We start from the raw sequence: 18,679 nt of genomic DNA, 5'->3' as shown, positions 1-18,679 counted from the left end.
ATGTAATAAAATATCTACGAAACTATTAAGCAGTAGTCTTTATTTTTTAAAATATAGAAATCTAAGACAAGCATTCATTTTGTTATATTTGCAGCTTATAGTAAATACGTTATTTTTTAATAGCAATCGATTTAAATTATGAGCAAACAAAGCAAACGTTTAGAAGCCTTAGTGTACCACGCCAAACCAACTCCTGGTAAAATTAAAGTTGTACCAACTAAAAAATATGCAACACAGCGAGATTTGTCGTTAGCCTATTCGCCTGGTGTCGCTGAGCCCTGTTTAGAGATTGCTAAAGATGTAGAAAATGTCTATAAATATACAGCGAAGGGTAATCTAGTTGCCGTAATTTCTAATGGAACCGCAGTTTTAGGTTTGGGAAATATTGGACCAGAAGCTTCTAAGCCAGTAATGGAAGGTAAAGGATTGCTTTTTAAAATATTTGCAGATATAGATGTGTTTGATATCGAGGTTGATACCGAGGATATTGAAGCTTTTATTGCTACTGTAAAAAATATAGCACCAACATTTGGAGGTATTAACTTAGAAGATATTAAAGCTCCTGAAGCGTTTGAAATTGAACGCCGTTTAAAGGAAGAACTAGATATACCTGTCATGCACGATGATCAGCATGGTACAGCTATTATTTCTGCTGCAGCATTATTAAATGCCTTAGAAATTGCTGAAAAGAAAATAGATGAAGTTAAAATTGTAGTTAGTGGAGCAGGAGCAGCTGCTATTTCTTGCACACGTTTATACCAAGCATTTGGAGCAAAGCGTGAAAACATTGTAATGTTAGATAGTAAAGGCGTTATCAGAGATGATAGAACAAGTTTAACTTCTGAAAAAGCTGAATTTGCAACCCATCGTAAAATAGATACTTTAGATGAGGCGATGCTAAATGCAGATGTGTTTGTTGGTCTGTCTCAGCCAGATATTGTAACACCAAATATGTTGTTGTCAATGGCTGCAAATCCTATTGTGTTTGCGATGGCAAATCCGAATCCTGAAATACAGTACCAATTAGCCGTAGATACTAGAGACGATATTATTATGGCAACTGGTCGTAGTGACCATCCTAACCAAGTGAATAATGTTTTAGGATTTCCTTTTATTTTTAGAGGCGCTTTAGATGTTAGAGCAACAAAGATTAACGAAGCTATGAAAATGGCAGCTGTTAAAGCGTTGTCAGATTTGGCAAAAGAATCTGTTCCAGAACAGGTGAATATCGCTTATGCAGAAACTAAATTAACGTTTGGTAAAGATTATATCATTCCAAAACCATTTGATCCAAGATTAATCGCAGTAGTGCCACCAGCAGTAGCTAAAGCAGCAATGGAAAGTGGAGTTGCTAAAGAGCCTATTGAAGATTGGGATCGTTATAAAAATTCATTATTAGAACGTTTAGGTTCAGATAATAAATTAGTTCGTATGTTGATGGGTAGAGCAAAAACGAACCCAAAACGTGTTGTTTTTGCAGAAGCAGATCAGTTAGATGTTTTAAAAGCAGCTCAAATTGCATATGACGAAGGCATTGCACATCCAATCCTTTTAGGTAGAAAAAAAGTCATTTTAGAATTGATGGCAGAGATTGAATTTATTGCTGATGATGTTGCCATAATAGATCCAAAATCAGATAAAGAGACCAAACGTAAAAATCGATATGCAAAAGCCTATTGGGAAAAGCGAAAACGTCAAGGAGTTACAATTTATTCTGCGGAAAAAGTTATGCGAGAGCGTAATTATTTTGCAGCTATGATGGTCAATGTTGGTGATGCAGATGCATTAATTACAGGGTATTCTCGTAATTATCCATCAGTTGTTAGACCTATGTTAGAGTTAATAGGGATGGCAGACGGAGTTACAAGGGTAGCAACGACTAACGTAATGATGACCCAACGCGGTCCAATGTTTTTAAGCGACACCTCTATAAATATTGATCCTTCAGCTAAAGACTTAGCTAAAATTGCGCGCATGACATCTCGAGTTTCAAAAATGTTTGGAATAGAGCCCGTAACCGCTATGATTTCGTATTCTAACTTTGGGTCTTCAGAAAATCCAAGAGCAGAAAAAGTAAGAGAAGCCGTAGCTTATTTACATAAAGCGCATCCAGAAATGATAGTTGATGGTGAATTGCAAACGGATTTTGCACTTAATCAGAAAATGCTTCAAGATATTTTTCCGTTTTCAAAATTAGCAGGTCGAAAAGTAAATACTCTAATTTTTCCAAATTTAGATTCAGCAAATATTACTTATAAATTATTAAAGGAACTTAATAACGCAGAATCTATTGGGCCAATTATGATGGGAATGCGCAAACCTGTTCATATTTTACAATTAGGTGCAAGTGTAGATGAAATTGTAAATATGACTGCAATTGCAGTTATTGATGCACAAGAGCGAGAAAAGAGGATGCCTAAATTGGCATAAGTTTTTTTTAAAACATAGATTCAAATGTGACTAAACTCTTGAAAACAAGATGGAATTGCATCTAACTTTCATACTAGGATTCTAAGCGTTCTAATGAAAATAATTTTATTACATTTGGTTTTTCAACATTTCGTTATAAATGATTACACATATAGAGGGTAAACTTGTAGAAAAAAATCCGACAGACGTTGTTATAGATTGCAATGGTGTCGGCTATTTTATTAATATATCATTACATACGTATTCTCAAATTCCAGATAAAGAACATTTAAGACTTTACACGTATCTTCAAGTTCGTGAGGACTCTCATAGTTTATATGGGTTTTCGTCTAATGTTGAACGCGAAATTTTCAAATTATTAATTTCTGTTAGTGGTATTGGTACCAATACAGCGCGTACCATGTTGTCTTCGTTGTCACCAGATCAAGTAAAAGAAGGTATTGCAGGTGGGGATGTGGCTTTGATTCAGAGCGTAAAAGGCATTGGGGTAAAAACAGCACAACGTGTTATTATTGATTTAAAGGATAAAGTGTTAAAAGTCTATGGTATAGACGAACTTTCTTCGATACCAAACAATACACACAAAGATGAAGCGTTATCAGCATTAGATGTTTTAGGATTTAATAAAAAGCAATCCGAAAAAATTGTCGATAAAATTTTACTAGCCCAACCAGATGCCCAAGTGGAGCAAATTATAAAAGAAGCTCTAAAAAACTTATAATGCAATTGAATAGAACTCTACATAAGCAGCGCTTCTCCTATAGATATTTATGCATATTAGCTTTTACAATGCTAATTGGTAATTCCCTTGTAGCTCAAGAAACAGAAACAGAACAAGACTCTACAAAGACGACGTTTGCATTTGGAAAATTAAATATGCCAAATCCAAATAGTATTGTTTCAAAATACACTTATGATCCTATTTTAGACCGGTATGTTTATTCTAAAAAAATTGGAAATTTCAATATTAATTATCCTTTAATACTAACACCAGAGGAATTCCAGAAACTGGTATTAGAAGAGAAATTAAAAGACTATTATAAGAAAATGGCTGATGCTAAAGCTGGACAAAAAGAAGGTTCAGAAGAAGATCAGAAAAATTTATTGCCCGAATTTTATGTGAATTCTGGTTTATTTGAAACCATATTTGGTGGCAATACCATAAATGTTATACCACAAGGTTCTGTGGAGGTCGATTTGGGAATATTATTCTCAAAACAAGATAATCCTTCCTTTTCCCCAAGAAACAGAACAAATTTCACCTTCGATTTTGATCAGAGAATTAGTCTAAGTTTATTGGGTAAAGTAGGAACGCGCCTTCAAGTAACGGCTAATTATGATACTGAAGCCACCTTCGATTTTCAACAAGTTGTAAAACTAGAATACACTCCAACCGAAGACGATATTATCCGTAAAATTGAAGTAGGTAACGTTAGTATGCCTCTCAATAGTTCATTAATTACAGGAGCGCAAAGTCTTTTTGGTGTTAAAACCGAATTGCAATTTGGTAAAACTAGAGTTACAGCAGTCTTTTCAGAGCAGCAGTCGCAATCAAAATCAGTAGTAGCTGAAGGAGGCGGAACTGTTGAAGAATTCGAATTTTTCGCACAAGACTACGATGAAAATAGACACTTCTTTTTAGCGCAGCATTTTAGTGAAACATATGATAAATCGTTATTGCAATATCCTTTTATAGATAACCAAGGACTTCAAATTACAAGAGTAGAGGTTTGGGTGACGAATAGAAATAACCAAACCGAGAATGTAAGAAATATTGTGGCGTTTCAGGATTTAGGAGAATCAAACAATTCACCAGATAAAACAGGCTTACCTTTTGATAACTTGGGCAACCCAATTCCAGGTTTTCCAGCTGCAACATTTTTTAACGTCCCAGCAAATTCATTTCCAAACAATAAAAATAATGATTTAGATCCAACAGCAATTGGAACGACATCTATATTGAATCAAAATGTAAGAGATATCACTAATGTAGAAGCTGGTATTTCTGTTAGTGCAAACGAAGGTTTCGATTATGGAAAATTAGAATCTGCGCGAAAGTTAGTTGAAGGACAGGAATATGTTTTAAATGAAAAATTAGGATATATTTCTTTAAACCAACGTCTACTAAATGATGAAGTTTTAGCTGTTGCGTTTCAATATACTATTGGAGGTGAAGTATTTCAAGTAGGTGAATTTGCCAATGATGGTGTCGATGCAACTACAGTAGATGATACCTCTGGTACGCAGGTTGTAAATAATCAAAGTTTAGTTCTAAAAATGTTAAAGAGTGCGGTCACTTCAGTAGACCAACCTATTTGGGATTTAATGATGAAGAATATTTATGATACGGGTTCTTATCAATTAGATCAAGAAGATTTTACATTAAATATCTTTTATACAGAGTCCTCTGCATTAAACTATATAACACCAGTTGTAGTTGGTGGAGTGGAGGTCCCATTTCCAACCTTTGATAATAACACCGTTAATACCAGTGATGATACTGAAATAAGTGAAACACCATTAATTCGACTTTTCCATTTAGATAAATTGAATTACAATGGTGATCCGCAAGAGCAAGGGGATGGTTTCTTTGATTATGTAGAAGGAGTTACGGTATTGTCGCAAAACGGTAAAATCATCTTTACCAAAGCACAGCCTTTTGGTCGTTATTTATTCGATGTTTTAGATGATGATGGTAATCCAAATAATAACGATTTGGATTATGAAGATATAGCAGATACCCAAAGTGGTTATAATGAGAATCAAAAGAAATACGTTTACGATATTCTTTATAAATCTACCAAAACAGCAGCTTTAGATGAGGCGGAGAAGAATAAATTTCAAATAAAAGGACGTTATAAAAGTAGTGGTGGAGATAGTGGAATTCCGTTAAATGCTTTTAACGTACCAAGAGGTTCCGTAACAGTAACGGCAGGTGGGCGTACACTTGTAGAAGGGGTAGATTACACGGTTAACTATGCGTTAGGACGTGTAGAAATTTTAGATGAAGCTTTAAAAGCCTCTAATACTCCAATTAATGTTTCTGTAGAAAATAACGCCGTTTTCGGTCAGCAAACAAAACGATTTACAGGGATTAATGTAGAACATCAATTCAATGATAATTTTGTTTTAGGGACTACATTATTAAACCTTAATGAACGCCCAATTACGCAAAAGGCCAACTATAACTCTGAGCCTATTAATAATACAATTTTTGGTTTTAATGGGAATTACTCAACTGAAGTGCCATTCTTAACAAGGTTAGTTAATAAATTACCAAACATTGATACTGATGTACCTTCAAATCTTTCTGTAAGAGGAGAGTTTGCTTACTTATTGCCTGGAGCTTCAAGTGGTGCTGATTTTAATGGTGAAGCGACAGCTTATATTGATGATTTTGAAGGCACACAAGGTTCTATTAATTTATTAAGTCCGTTGTCATGGACTTTATCTAGTAGGCCAGTAGATTTACCAAATACAATTCCTGGTAGTGATGCCAACGGTATTGAAAATGGTTATGGTAGAGCACTTTTAAATTGGTACACTATCGATCCTATTTTTTATAGTAACCAACGTCCTGATGGAATCACAGATAATGACGTTTCAGATTTGTACACACGTCGTATTTTTATTGAAGAAATTTTTAATCAAGATATTGTTCAAGGACAAACGTCAGTCATAAACACTTTAGATCTAGCATACTATCCTACAGAGCGTGGTCCATATAATTTTGATCCCTCTGCGGCTAATGATAATGCATTAGACCCTACAAGAAGTTGGGCTGGTATTACAAGACAAATCACCTCTACTGATTTTGAACAAGCCAATGTTGAATATATAGAGTTTTGGGTTCAAGATCCATTTTTAGATAACCCATCAAATACAGGAGGTAAATTATATGTTAACCTAGGTAACATTTCAGAAGATATTTTGAAGGATGGTAAAAAACAATTTGAAAACGGCTTACCAGAAAATGGTGATGTATCAACTTTAACACGAACTGATTTTGGTGGTGTTGTACCACAAAACCAATCACTTATTTATACGTTTGGGACTACAGGTGCAGAACGTACTAATCAGGATGTAGGTTTTGATGGCTTTAATGATGCAGAAGAGTTATCTGAATTTGGAGCACAGTTTGGAGAGGATCCATCAAATGATAATTACCAGTATTATTTGAATAGAGATGGTGATATTTTTAATCGTTATAAAAAATATAACGGTACTGAAGGTAACACACCAGAAACCTTTACAGATACCAATAGAGGATCTACAACACAACCAGATGTAGAGGATATCAATAGGGATAATACCATGAATACTATTGATAGCTATTTTCAGTATGAGGTAAATATTACTCCTTCAAGTTTAAATATGGACAATCCTTATATCAATGATGTTAAGGAAAATGTTCAGGTGACTTTACCTAATGGTGACGTTAGGAATGATGTAAAATGGTATCAATTTAGAATTCCTATTGCGGAAAGTGACATTCGTGAAGCTGTTGGTGGAATTTCGGATATTCGTTCTATAAGATTTGCACGTTTATTTGTATCCGATTTTACCCAAAATACAGTATTGCGTTTTGCAACTTTAGATTTAGTGCGTAGTGATTGGAGACGTTATACTTTGGATTTAGATAATGATGACACTAACGAAAGTCCTAACGCAGAATTTAATGTTGGTGTTGTTGGTGTGCAAGATAATGCAGGCTATGAAAGACCTCCAGGAGTTGATCAAGAAGAGCTTAATAATAATAATACAATTGTAAGACAGAACGAACAATCGTTAGTACTTCAGGCTTGTGATTTAAGACCTACTGATTCTCGTGGAGTGTATAAAAACATTAATGTAGACATGCGTCAGTATAAGAAACTACGAATGTTTACACACGCAGAAGCTCAAGAAGGATCTATGCTAGAGGCAGGTGAAATGATCGCGTTTATAAGAATGGGTAATGATTTTACTCAGAATTACTATCAAATAGAAGTGCCATTATTACCATCATCAGATGCGGAAGGAAGTGTTAGAGAACGTATTTGGCCAGAGCAAAACGAAATAAATATTCCTTTAGAATTTTTACAAAAAATTAAAGCACTCGGAATTTCTTCTGGGACTTTAAGTAATGATGATGCTACATTCTATAATGTGGTAGATGGTGTGCTTAATGAAACACCTTTGGCAACTTTAAACCCTCCGTATAATGATATTGTTGGCACACAAAAACAACAACGTATTGCTATTAAAGGAAATCCGAATTTTGGCGATATTAGAGTGTTAATGGTTGGTGTTAAGAGTTCTGGTTCAACAGGCATGAATTCATGTGGGGAATTTTGGTTTAATGAATTACGTATGTCCGACATGGAAAATGAAGGAGGTTGGGCAGCCGTTTTAAGTATGGATACTAAAATTGCCGATTTTGCGAGTATAAGTGCTACAGGAAGACGAAGTACTATTGGTTTTGGTGGTGTTGAGCAAGGTCCAAACGAGAGAAGTTTAGAAGATGTTGCACAATACGATGTGGTTACTAATGTACAGTTAGGACAATTATTACCAAAAAAATGGGGAGTTCAGGTGCCATTTAATTACGCTCAAAGTGAGGAGATGGTAACACCTAAATTCGATCAATTATATAATGACCTTACCTTAGATTCAAGATTAGAAGCAGCGAATTCTAGTGAAGAAGAAGATATAATTAGAGCGCAATCTGAAGATTACACAAAACGAAAAAGTATTAATTTTATTGGAGTAAGAAAGCAAAAAACGGGAGATTCTAAAAACCGTTTTTATGATGTAGAAAATCTAACTCTTAATTATTCTTATAATAAGGTAGAGCATCGCGATTTTGAAATCGAAAATGCCTTAGACCAAACAGTAAGAGCAGGTGCTAATTATAATTTTGCTTTCGAGCCTATAAAATACGAACCTTTTAAAAAGAACGATTCTCTATTCACAGGCAAAAATTGGAAAATCTTAAAGGATTTCAATGTTAACTTATTACCATCTAGTTTCTCCGTGGCTACTGATGTTAACAGACAGTTTAATAGGCAGAAATTTAGAGAGGTTGATTTAGTAGAAGGTAATATTGGTATCGAAGAGTTGTATCGAAGAAATTATACCTTCGATTTTCAATACACCATAAATTATAATCTTACTGATGCCTTAAGTTTAAACTTTACGGCAGCCAATACTAATATTGTTCGTAATTATTTTATTGATGATCGCATCAACGGATTGCAAGATCCAGAACTCGATGTTTGGGATGGTTTCTTTGATTTTGGAGATCCTAATTATCAGACACAACAACTTCAAGTGAATTATGAATTACCATTATACAAAATTCCAGTTTTAAGTTTCTTAAGAACAACATATGCCTATAATGGTGCATTTCAATGGCAAAAAGGATCGGATTTAAATACCGGATTGGAAGTTGAAGATCCTGATAACCCTGGGTTTTACAATACCGTTAATTTAGGGAATTCAATTCAGAACTCAAACACGCATAATATTAACACGAGCCTTAATATGGAAACCTTGTATAAAACTTTAGGGTTGGTTAAAGCAGGGAATCAAAAAGGTAGAGGAAGAACCAGAAGTCCGGCAGCAGCTAGACGTTCTGCAACACCAGATGATGCTAATAAAGATGCAAAAGCTGATGATCCTAATAAATTAAGTACAGGGAAACAAGCATACAATACGTTTGTAGATGTCGTTACTATGGTTAAACGTATTCAGTTTAACTATTCTGAAAACAATGGTACGTACTTGCCAGGTTATTTGCCAACGCCAGGTTTTATAGGAACTTTAAAACCGACTTTAGGATATACTTTTGGTAGTCAGAGAGACATAAGAGAGTTGTCAGCAAGAAATGGATGGTTAACTACTTTTGGGGATTTTAACGAACAATATACGGAGGTAGAAAATAAGACGCTCGATTACTCTATTAATGTAGAACCAATGCGAGATTTAAAAATAGATTTAACGGGTAACAGGACCTATGCTAATAATATTTCAGAAAGCTTTATAACAATAGATAATGATTTAGATGGTTTTAGTGATACCTATCAAGATTTAATTACTAACTCCTTTGGGAATTTCATGATTTCTACCGCATTAATTAAAACGGCGTTTAGTAAGAGTGATGAAAATGAATCGGCTGCTTTTAATGATTTTAGAGCGAACCGTTTAGTTATTGCCAACCGATTAGCTAGAGATTTTTATGGTGCAACACCATTTGGAACGGATGCGGAAGGGTATCCAGAAGGGTTTGGTAAAAATAGCCAACGCGTATTGTTACCAGCATTTTTATCAGCTTACCAAGGATCTGATCCAGAGAAAGTAAGTACCAGTGCGTTTAGAGATATTCCAATTCCAAACTGGACATTAAAATATACTGGTTTAATGAAATTGCCTTGGTTTAAAAGAACCTTTAAGCGTTTTTCAGTTCAACATGGTTATAGATCACGCTATACTATAAATCAGTTTAGGACTAATTTAGATTATGTGGAGTACGATAAAGATTTAGGCTTTATAGCACCTGGAAATGCTGATGCATTAGACCAAGCAGGGAATTTTAAAAATGAAACGTTATACAGTAACATTAACTTAGAAGAACAGTTTAGTCCATTAGTGCGTTTAGATTTTGAAATGAAAAATTCAGTTAAGGTCTTAGCAGAGGTTAAAACAGACAGAACATTGTCTCTTAGCTTTGATAACAATTTAATGACCGAAATTCAAGGTAAAGAATACACACTAGGATTAGGGTATCGCTTTAAAGATTTAAGAATTAGATCACAGTTAGCGGGACCACAACAAATTATTGTCGCAGATTTAAATATGAGTTTAGATGTTACCGTAAGAGATAACAAAACCATTATTAGATATCTAGATTTAGAAAATAATCAAATTACGGCGGGTCAAACCATTTGGGGACTTAAGTACAATGCTGATTATGCGTTTAGTAAAAACTTAACTGCTATTTTCTACTTTGATTATTCGTTCTCGGAATTTGCAATTTCAACGTCATTCCCGCAAACATCTATAAGATCAGGGATTACATTACGTTATAATTTTGGTAATTAAGTTTGAATTGAAGCTATTAAAAAATTACATTTGCTTTATAAATAATATATCAAATTAAAGATGAATACACCATCAGAATTAAAGTACACTAAAGACCACGAATGGATCAAAATTGAAGGAGATATCGCTACAATTGGTATTACCGATTTCGCTCAAAGCGAATTAGGTGATATTGTTTATGTAGAAGTAGATACTTTAGATGAAACATTAGAAGTTGAAGAGGTATTTGGTACCGTGGAAGCTGTTAAAACAGTTTCAGATTTATTCTTGCCACTATCAGGAGAGATTATTGAATTTAATGAAGGTTTAGAAGATGAGCCTGAAAAAGTGAATTCGGATCCTTATGGTGACGGTTGGATGATTAAATTAAAATTTTCAGATGCATCTCAAATAGATGATTTGTTATCTGTAGAAGATTATAAAGCACTTATCAGTGGTTAAAAAAATGCTTTTACTTGTGTCAATAGCTTACTCATTGACATTGGTTATTGCGAGTTTAATTACATTGAATGGTGTGCCAAATTTAGGCTCTTCATTCGATGATAAGATATATCACATTGTTGCTTACTTAGGTTTAACATTATTATGGGGACTTTATGTTAAACATTTTAAAAAAAACCGATTACTTTATATCGTTTGTTTCGCTGCTATTTTTCTAGGCTTTATGCTAGAATTGTTGCAGTACTTCGTGAATCCTAATAGAACTTACGATACTTATGATTTAATAGCAAATAGTATTGGTGCTATATTTGGTACGTTAATTGTAAGTAAAATGATTAGATATAAATTAAATTAACCTAAAGCCTTGTTTATTTTACTATTATTTAGTTAAATTAGCGATGTTGTTTTTAAAAAATTATATTATGGAACCTAAAAAGAATCACAAATCAGATGTAAGTAGAAACAGTTCACTGTTTTTTGCTGTAGGTCTTGCCTTAATGATGGGTATAACTTACATGGCTATCAATTATAAAACTTACGATAAAGTTGATGTTATTGCTGACTCGTTAAATTTAGATGATGAATTAGACGAAGAAGTGCCAATTACAGAACAAATTGTAACTCCACCACCACCACCACCACCACCACCTGCAGCTCCAGAAATTATTGAAGTTGTTGAAGATGAAGTAGAGATAGAGGAAACTGTGATAGAGTCAACTGAAACTGAAATGGAAACAGAAATTGTGGAAGTTGAAGAAGTTGAAGTAGCAGAAGTGGAAGAAGATTTAGAAGTACCGTTCTCAGTTATTGAAAATGTTGCTGTTTTTCCTGGTTGTGAAAAGGAAAAAGGAAATGCAGCCAAAAAGGACTGTATGAACGATAAAGTCAATAAATTCATTGGTAAAAAGTTTAATACAGATTTAGCTGGTGATTTAGGTTTGCCTCCTGGTAAAAAAAGAATCTTTGTTCAGTTTAAAGTTGATAAATCTGGTAACATTACGAGTATTGTTGCTCGTGGTCCACACCCAGGTTTAGAGAAAGAAGCAAAACGTGTTATAGGTCAATTACCTAAAATGCAACCAGGTAAACAAAGAGGAAAAGCGGTGGTAATGCCATTCTCAATTCCTATTGTTTTCCAAGTACAAGACTAAGACGTAAATAGAATTATTTCTTATATAAAAATCCCGTTCAAACTTAATTGAGCGGGATTTTCGTTTTGGTACGCTTATTGTGACTTTGACATAATATTAACATTTAAATCACAAATATTATGAAAAATTCTAAAAAAGACTTCGGTGTTGCTGGTCAGAGCGCCACTGAAGCAAAGAAGCCACAAAAGCATGATGCAAATTTACAAAAAAACTCAAGCCTTTATTTTCAAATCGGGCTGATTCTTTGCCTATTGGGTACTTATGCGCTTTTTGAAATGCAGTTTCAAGAAAAAGTAATTAGTATTGACACTTTAGGAGACAATGAATTAGCGGTTATTGATGTTATGCCTTCTGTAGTGCCTGAGATTATTCAACCTGAAAAAACAGAACCAGTAGTTGACAAGAGTTCAAAGCTAATTGATGAGTATAAAGAGGTTGATAATGATAAAGACGTCGCTGAGAGCAAAATTGTAACACCAGAAAAAATAAAACCTAAAACTAAACCATTTGTGCCTAGTAGTCTTCCAGATACTGAGGATCCTGAAGATGACGATATCTTTGTGCCATTTACCTTAATTGAAAAGGTGCCTGTATATCCTGGTTGTGAGAAATACACTAATAATAACGACCGAAAAAAATGCATGTCGGACAAAATTACCAAATTAATTGGAAATAAATTTGATGTTGGTGTCGGTTCGCAATATGGTATTTCGGGAAGACAAAAAATATTGACGCAATTTACAATTGATAAATTTGGGAATGTTACTGATATTAAAATTAGAGGGCCACATCCTGCTTTAGAAAAAGAAGCAAACAGAGTTCTTACTAAAATTCCTAAAATGGAACCGGGCTTACAACGTCAAGTTCCTGTAGGTGTAATTTATACATTGCCTATCATTTTTGATTCTAGAAACTATTAGAACAAGAAGTTTGTAAAATCCCAAACCGCTATTTTCAGAATAGCGGTTTTTTTATACAACAATAGGTTTATAGGTTACTAAAAAATTTAAGTATCTTTCGCACATTAAAATTAAGTCCTTTATGAAGCGCATTGTGCTATTTGCTATTCTGTTAACGACCACTTTTGGTTATACTCAAACCTTATTAACTTACGAAAAGTCTCCTGTTTTTCAGCAATGTGATTCTGTTGCTGTAGATCAGTTGAAATCGTGTTTCAACTTTGCATTAAATACCTTTATTTACGAAAATTTTGAAATACCTCAAATCGTATCAGATGAGTCTTATGTAGGTGACGTTAAGATATTGTTTGAAGTTAATAAAGAAGGAGAGTTTAAAGCGATCTATACAGATGCTATTTATGAAGAATTAAAAACAGAAAGCAAACGCGTTTTCAATTTACTTCCAAAAATACAACCTGCAACCTATAATGGTAATCCTACATTTGTTCAATATAGCATTAGTATTTCCATTCCATTAACTCAACCTGTAGAGGAAGTTTTAAAGCCTACGGACAAAATTAAGCTTACAGAAAAAGACAGCCTTAATGCTATCTTATCTAATGAATTTGATGACGTTGATAAGGCAATAACGAATTACGAAAAATTAGAGTACAGTAGTGAGTTAAATGTACCTTTTACACATTCGTATTACGCGCGTTTTGATGATGAAATGAATGCTATTGGCACCAATAGTCATACTGCTGCTAAACCTTTTGTGTATAGTGACGTAGCAAGATATTACGATATTAAAGCAGAAAAGGAAAGCTTATCAAAAGAAACTGATACATGGATAGGTAGAAAAGTATTCAATGAGCATTTAGTAGAAATACAAAGTGAAAATTATTGGTTTACAATAGATCCTATTTTAGATTTACAAGTAGGTAAGGATACCGAAGCCGATTTTAATTCGACTTGGAATAATACACGTGGTGTTAATATACAAGCCGGTTTAGGAAAGCGTTTTAATTTAACAGCTTCCGTGTATGAGAGCCAAGGTCGTTTTGCAGATTATTTTAATCAATATGCAGAAAGCTTAAAAGCTTTTGGTCCAGACCCGGCAATTATTCCAGGTAGAGGAATTGGAAAACGTTTTAAAGAGGATTCTTATGATTATCCAGTAGCTGAGGCTTATATGTCTTATACTCCCGCCGATTTTTTAAATGTTCAATTTGGTCACGGAAAAAACTTTATAGGAGATGGTTATCGTTCTTTGTTGCAGAGTGATGTTTCAAGTCCTTATCCGTTCTTAAAATTGAATGCTACGTTCTGGAAAATAAAATACACAAGTACTTGGATGTGGTTAAAAGATGTTAGGGATGACGTTATCGTAGACAAAGCATTTTTGACTAAATATATGGCAAATCATTACTTAAGCTGGAATGTTTCTAAACGCTTAAACATTGGATTGTTTGAATCCGTAGTTTGGTCAGATACTAACGGAAGAGGTTTTGATGTTAATTATTTAAATCCAATTATATTCTTTAGGGCTATTGAATTTCAAACGGGTCAAGGAGCCGGAAATGCGATCCTTGGTCTGTCTTCTAAATATAAATGGAACAATAAAGTGAATCTTTACGGTCAATTTATTTTAGATGAATTTTCATTAAGCGAGGTTAAAGGAGGGGAAAAGAGTTGGAAAAATAAATTCGGATTTCAGTTAGGGGCAAAGTATTTTAATGCCTTTAAGGTTGATAATTTATTGCTTCAAGCAGAATATAATCGTGTACGGCCATATACGTATTCGCATAACACTCAAGTTCTCAACTATGCAAATTTTAATCAGCCGATGGCACACCTTTGGGGGGCAAATTTTAGAGAATTAGTATTAATTGGTCGTTATAATTATAAGCGTTGGTTTGGTGATGCTAAATTTATAATTGGACAACGTGGTTTTGATTTTAACACCGATGAAGATAGTTTTTCTTACGGAGGTGATATTTATAGGGATTATAATGATCGTAATGCTGATACCGGAATAAAAATTGGACAAGGAAATAAAACCAATAGCTTTATGACCGAGATACAAGCGGGCTATTTATTAAATCCTGCGACCAACTTAAAACTATTTACTAATGTTATTTATAGAGATTTTAATCCAGATGCAGTAACAGCATCAACAAAAGATTCTAATACACTTTGGTTTAGTATTGGGATACGTACGGACTTATTTAACTGGTATAATGATATATAAAAATAGATGCTCTACAAGCTCTACGATGATATAACTTGTTTTAATTTCCTATTAGTAATACTGCTTTTAGCTAAGCGTTATACACACTAAGTTTACATATTAATAAAACTAAAGTTTAACGTTGGTCAGAATCAATTTTCAAACTATCTTTGCTGTCGCTTTTAAAAGAAACAAAATCGTATAGTTTGAGTTATACAAAATCTTCGATATCAACAGCTTCTGTGATAACAGATTTCAAGGAAATTACCAAGATGGGTTTGTCCCTAAGCGTAGTTTTTTCCTCTATTGCTGGCTATTTTCTTGGAGCAGAAACAATAAGTTTTACTACAATTGCTTTATTGGCTTTTGGTGGCTACTTTATGGTTGGTGCATCTAATGCATATAACCAAATCATTGAGCGCGACTTAGATGCGCTAATGGATAGAACCAAAAATAGGCCAATTCCTGCAGGTAGAATGTCGGTAAATACGGCTTTTATTATCGCAACTACATTTACAATTTTAGGCTTAATTACATTATATATTATTAATCCTAAAACAGCCATGTATGGTGCTATTTCCATCTTTTTATATACTAGTGTCTACACACCTTTAAAAACAAAAACGTCTTTGGCTGTGTTTGTGGGTGCTTTGCCTGGCGCAATTCCATTTATGTTAGGTTGGGTTGCTGCTCGTAATAGTTTTGGTATTGAAGCTGGAACTTTATTCGCGATTCAGTTTTTTTGGCAATTTCCACATTTTTGGTCTATAGGTTGGTTTTTACACGAAGATTATAAAAAAGGAGGGTTCCATATGTTACCAACCGGAAACCCAGATAAAGGAACTGCTGTGCAAATTATAATGTATAGTGTTTGGACGGTTATTGTCTCTGTAATTCCTGTTTTAGGATTTACAGGCGATTTAAAATTATCAATTATAGGGGCTATTCTGGTTTTTATACTTGGTTTAGTAATGTTGGTTTATGCGATTAGATTATTTAAAGAACGTTCCATAAAAGCAGCAAAACAACTCATGCTATCTAGTGTGTTTTATATTACGTTATTGCAAATTATATATGTTGCAGATAAATTTTTAAGATAAATGGATTTAACACAAGGCACACAGCAGGTTAAGAAGGCACGATCTAAAAAGATGATGCTATGGTTTGGTATTGGTTCTTTAATTATGTCATTTGCTGGCTTAATTAGTGCTTTTATTGTGAGTAGTAAACAACGACTTAATGAAGATTGGTTAATTGATTTTCAATTACCGAATGCCTTTTTTGTGAGTTTAGTACTTATTTTATTAAGTAGCTTAACTTTTATTTTAGGGAAGCGTGCATTAGAACAAAATAAAATGCAAATGGTAACGGTCTGGTTATTTGTTACCCTAGGATTAGGTATTGCATTCGTTTACAGTCAGTTTGCTGGTTTTGGTGAAATTATAATGTCGGGTTACTATTTTACAGGACCAACGAGTAATATCACAATGTCTTACATTTATGTAATAGCAATATTGCATATAGCGCACGTCATTGCTGGTCTAATATGTCTGATTGTTGTAATTTATAATCATTTTAAACAAAAGTATAACTCCAACAATATGTTGGGTTTTGAACTAGCTGCCAATTTTTGGCATTTCGTAGATATGCTTTGGCTTGTGCTCTTTTTGTTTTTATATTTTTTTAGATATATAATTTGATTATTTTTGTCCAATCTTAAAAATTTAAATAAATTCTATGGATTCTACAGTAGCTAGTACTGGTACAGAAGAAAAAACTTGGGGTGGTGGCAATAAGCCGCTCAAAGCAAGTTACGGAAAAATGATGATGTGGTTTTTCATTGTATCTGATGCATTAACATTTTCAGGTTTCTTGGCCGCTTATGGTTTTTCGAGATTTAAGTTTATAAACGAATGGCCAATTGCGGATGAAGTGTTTACACACGTACCGTTTTTACATGGTCAAGAATTGCCAATGATATATGTGGCATTTATGACGTTTATACTTATTATGTCGTCGGTAACTATGGTATTAGCAGTAGATGCTGGTCATCATATGAATAAAGCCAAAGTAACGATTTATATGTTCTTAACCATTATTGGTGGAGCTATATTCGTAGGTTCTCAAGCATGGGAATGGGCAACATTTATTCAAGGAGATTATGGTGCTGTTCAAACTAAAGGTGGAAACATTTTGCAGTTTGGTGAGTATGTAACCGTTGATGGTGAGGAGAAATTTAAACGTGTCTCAATCGAAGATTTAGCAATAGCGCAAGCAAGTGATCGTGTTGATCATGAGCGTAAAAATGGACTATGGTTTGTTGACGAAGGTACTTTACCACTTTATACTGTTAATGAAATATATGCAGGTTTAGAGGCTAACGAGAATGTTCTTGTTAGAAACCAATTTTTAGATGAGAATGGTCATAAAACGGTGTTATCTAGAGCTGAATCGCTTAAGCAAATAAAAGAAAATGGTAAGCTAGTAGTTAAAGGTGCTAACCTTCAAGTTAATGAATACGGTACTACATTGTTTGCCGACTTCTTTTTCTTCATTACAGGTTTTCACGGTTTCCACGTATTATCTGGGGTAATAATAAATATTATTATATTCTTCAATGTAATTCTTGGGACTTACGAGCGACGCGGAAGTTATGAAATGGTCGAAAAAGTAGGTCTGTATTGGCACTTTGTCGATTTAGTATGGGTATTTGTATTCACATTCTTCTATTTAGTATAAAAAGAAACGAGCATATAAAAAGTTTTATCGCTCAATAAAATAGTTAATAGCGAACAGCATGTGTCTTTTATTACGTAATAAAAGACACATGAAAATAAGATTAAATTATGGCACACGAACATAAATTAGAAATATTTAGAGGACGTTGGAAATTTAAATCTAACACAGAAAAGATATGGGGAGTTTTAGCTTTTCTAACTTTTATAACCGTAGTAGAGGTTGTGTTAGGGATATACAAACCAGATGTTTTTATGCATACTTGGATGGATCCATTAGAGGGTGGGTTCTTTGCAACTATAGGTAATATTATTTTATCTCCTATTGTTTACATGAAGCCATTAAACCTAATCTTTATCGTATTAACAATCATCAAAGCTTATTATATCGCATGGGATTTTATGCACTTAAGAGATGAAACTGGTAGTATGAGAAAAATGATCGTTTGGACAGCTGTTTTTCTAATATGCTATTTAATGTTTATCTTACTTCAAGAAGGTGGTTATGTCTTTAATGTTTACAATGGAGAAGACGCCTTAATTAAGCATAATTTTTAAATAAAATACATACATTTACACGGCGTTAACGCAAAGTGTTAAATACAATTAAAAGGTGGTTTTTCTAAACCACCTTTTCTATTTTTGTATATCAGTAATTTAAGATAAATTGTTGGTAATTAATCCCATTAAATTAAGGATTTTAGTTCTCGT

General features: G+C 33.7%; 12 protein-coding genes. All 12 read left to right on the top strand.

What is annotated here, in order from left to right:
* Positions 1–138: 138 nt before the first annotated feature.
* The 12 genes from ADIWIN_RS10065 (at position 139) to ADIWIN_RS10010 (ending at position 18,526) form a co-directional block, all read left to right on the top strand.
* The gene (locus tag ADIWIN_RS10065) at positions 139–2,430 is read left to right on the top strand and encodes an NADP-dependent malic enzyme (RefSeq protein ID WP_020894665.1); all 2,292 of its coding nucleotides are present in this window, start codon (positions 139–141) and stop codon (positions 2,428–2,430) included.
* A gap of 139 nt (positions 2,431–2,569) precedes the next feature.
* The gene (ruvA, locus tag ADIWIN_RS10060; RefSeq protein ID WP_020894664.1) at positions 2,570–3,151 is read left to right on the top strand and encodes a Holliday junction branch migration protein RuvA; all 582 of its coding nucleotides are present in this window, start codon (positions 2,570–2,572) and stop codon (positions 3,149–3,151) included.
* Positions 3,151–10,512, top strand: coding sequence for a T9SS outer membrane translocon Sov/SprA (sov, locus tag ADIWIN_RS10055; RefSeq protein WP_040756925.1), 7,362 nt, complete (start codon positions 3,151–3,153; stop codon positions 10,510–10,512). The genes ruvA and sov overlap by 1 nt, the downstream gene beginning before the upstream one ends.
* 60 nt (positions 10,513–10,572) lie before the next feature.
* Positions 10,573–10,953 (top strand): glycine cleavage system protein GcvH, encoded by a 381-nt coding sequence (gcvH, locus tag ADIWIN_RS10050; protein ID WP_020894662.1) that lies wholly within the window; start codon positions 10,573–10,575, stop codon positions 10,951–10,953.
* A gap of 4 nt (positions 10,954–10,957) precedes the next feature.
* Positions 10,958–11,308 carry a VanZ family protein gene (locus ADIWIN_RS10045; RefSeq protein WP_152487246.1) on the top strand — a complete coding sequence of 117 codons (351 nt, stop codon included), beginning with the start codon at positions 10,958–10,960 and terminating at the stop codon, positions 11,306–11,308.
* A gap of 67 nt (positions 11,309–11,375) precedes the next feature.
* On the top strand, positions 11,376–12,104 hold the full coding sequence (locus tag ADIWIN_RS10040; RefSeq protein ID WP_040756967.1) for an energy transducer TonB: 729 nt from the start codon (positions 11,376–11,378) through the stop codon (positions 12,102–12,104).
* A gap of 119 nt (positions 12,105–12,223) precedes the next feature.
* The gene (locus tag ADIWIN_RS10035; protein WP_020894659.1) at positions 12,224–13,024 is read left to right on the top strand and encodes an energy transducer TonB; all 801 of its coding nucleotides are present in this window, start codon (positions 12,224–12,226) and stop codon (positions 13,022–13,024) included.
* Positions 13,025–13,145: 121 nt separating this feature from the next.
* Positions 13,146–15,254, top strand: coding sequence for a gliding motility outer membrane protein RemB (locus ADIWIN_RS10030; RefSeq protein WP_020894658.1), 2,109 nt, complete (start codon positions 13,146–13,148; stop codon positions 15,252–15,254).
* Positions 15,255–15,439: 185 nt separating this feature from the next.
* Positions 15,440–16,333 carry a heme o synthase gene (gene cyoE, locus ADIWIN_RS10025; protein WP_040756921.1) on the top strand — a complete coding sequence of 298 codons (894 nt, stop codon included), beginning with the start codon at positions 15,440–15,442 and terminating at the stop codon, positions 16,331–16,333.
* Positions 16,334–16,933 (top strand): cytochrome c oxidase subunit 3, encoded by a 600-nt coding sequence (locus ADIWIN_RS10020; RefSeq protein ID WP_020894656.1) that lies wholly within the window; start codon positions 16,334–16,336, stop codon positions 16,931–16,933.
* 37 nt (positions 16,934–16,970) lie between these two features.
* Positions 16,971–17,972: a cytochrome c oxidase subunit 3 gene (locus tag ADIWIN_RS10015; protein WP_020894655.1), complete on the top strand. Its 1,002-nt coding sequence runs from the start codon at positions 16,971–16,973 to the stop codon at positions 17,970–17,972.
* A gap of 107 nt (positions 17,973–18,079) precedes the next feature.
* Positions 18,080–18,526 carry a cytochrome C oxidase subunit IV family protein gene (locus ADIWIN_RS10010; RefSeq protein ID WP_020894654.1) on the top strand — a complete coding sequence of 149 codons (447 nt, stop codon included), beginning with the start codon at positions 18,080–18,082 and terminating at the stop codon, positions 18,524–18,526.
* Positions 18,527–18,679 lie beyond the last annotated feature (153 nt).

Source organism: Winogradskyella psychrotolerans RS-3 (assembly GCF_000427335.1).
In the GTDB taxonomy this organism is placed as follows: Bacteria; Bacteroidota; Bacteroidia; order Flavobacteriales; family Flavobacteriaceae; genus Winogradskyella; species Winogradskyella psychrotolerans.
This window is presented reverse-complemented; position numbering and strand designations above follow the sequence as displayed.

Excerpts from the sequence above, each read along its gene's own strand:
- ADIWIN_RS10065 (WP_020894665.1), top strand. The coding sequence starts at position 139 with ATGAGCAAACAAAGCAAACGTTTAGAAGCCTTAGTGTACCACGCCAAA.
- ruvA (WP_020894664.1), top strand. The coding sequence starts at position 2,570 with ATGATTACACATATAGAGGGTAAACTTGTAGAAAAAAATCCGACAGAC.
- sov (WP_040756925.1), top strand. The coding sequence starts at position 3,151 with ATGCAATTGAATAGAACTCTACATAAGCAGCGCTTCTCCTATAGATAT.
- gcvH (WP_020894662.1), top strand. The coding sequence starts at position 10,573 with ATGAATACACCATCAGAATTAAAGTACACTAAAGACCACGAATGGATC.
- ADIWIN_RS10045 (WP_152487246.1), top strand. The coding sequence starts at position 10,958 with ATGCTTTTACTTGTGTCAATAGCTTACTCATTGACATTGGTTATTGCG.
- ADIWIN_RS10040 (WP_040756967.1), top strand. The coding sequence starts at position 11,376 with ATGGAACCTAAAAAGAATCACAAATCAGATGTAAGTAGAAACAGTTCA.
- ADIWIN_RS10035 (WP_020894659.1), top strand. The coding sequence starts at position 12,224 with ATGAAAAATTCTAAAAAAGACTTCGGTGTTGCTGGTCAGAGCGCCACT.
- ADIWIN_RS10030 (WP_020894658.1), top strand. The coding sequence starts at position 13,146 with ATGAAGCGCATTGTGCTATTTGCTATTCTGTTAACGACCACTTTTGGT.
- ADIWIN_RS10020 (WP_020894656.1), top strand. The coding sequence starts at position 16,334 with ATGGATTTAACACAAGGCACACAGCAGGTTAAGAAGGCACGATCTAAA.
- ADIWIN_RS10015 (WP_020894655.1), top strand. The coding sequence starts at position 16,971 with ATGGATTCTACAGTAGCTAGTACTGGTACAGAAGAAAAAACTTGGGGT.
- ADIWIN_RS10010 (WP_020894654.1), top strand. The coding sequence starts at position 18,080 with ATGGCACACGAACATAAATTAGAAATATTTAGAGGACGTTGGAAATTT.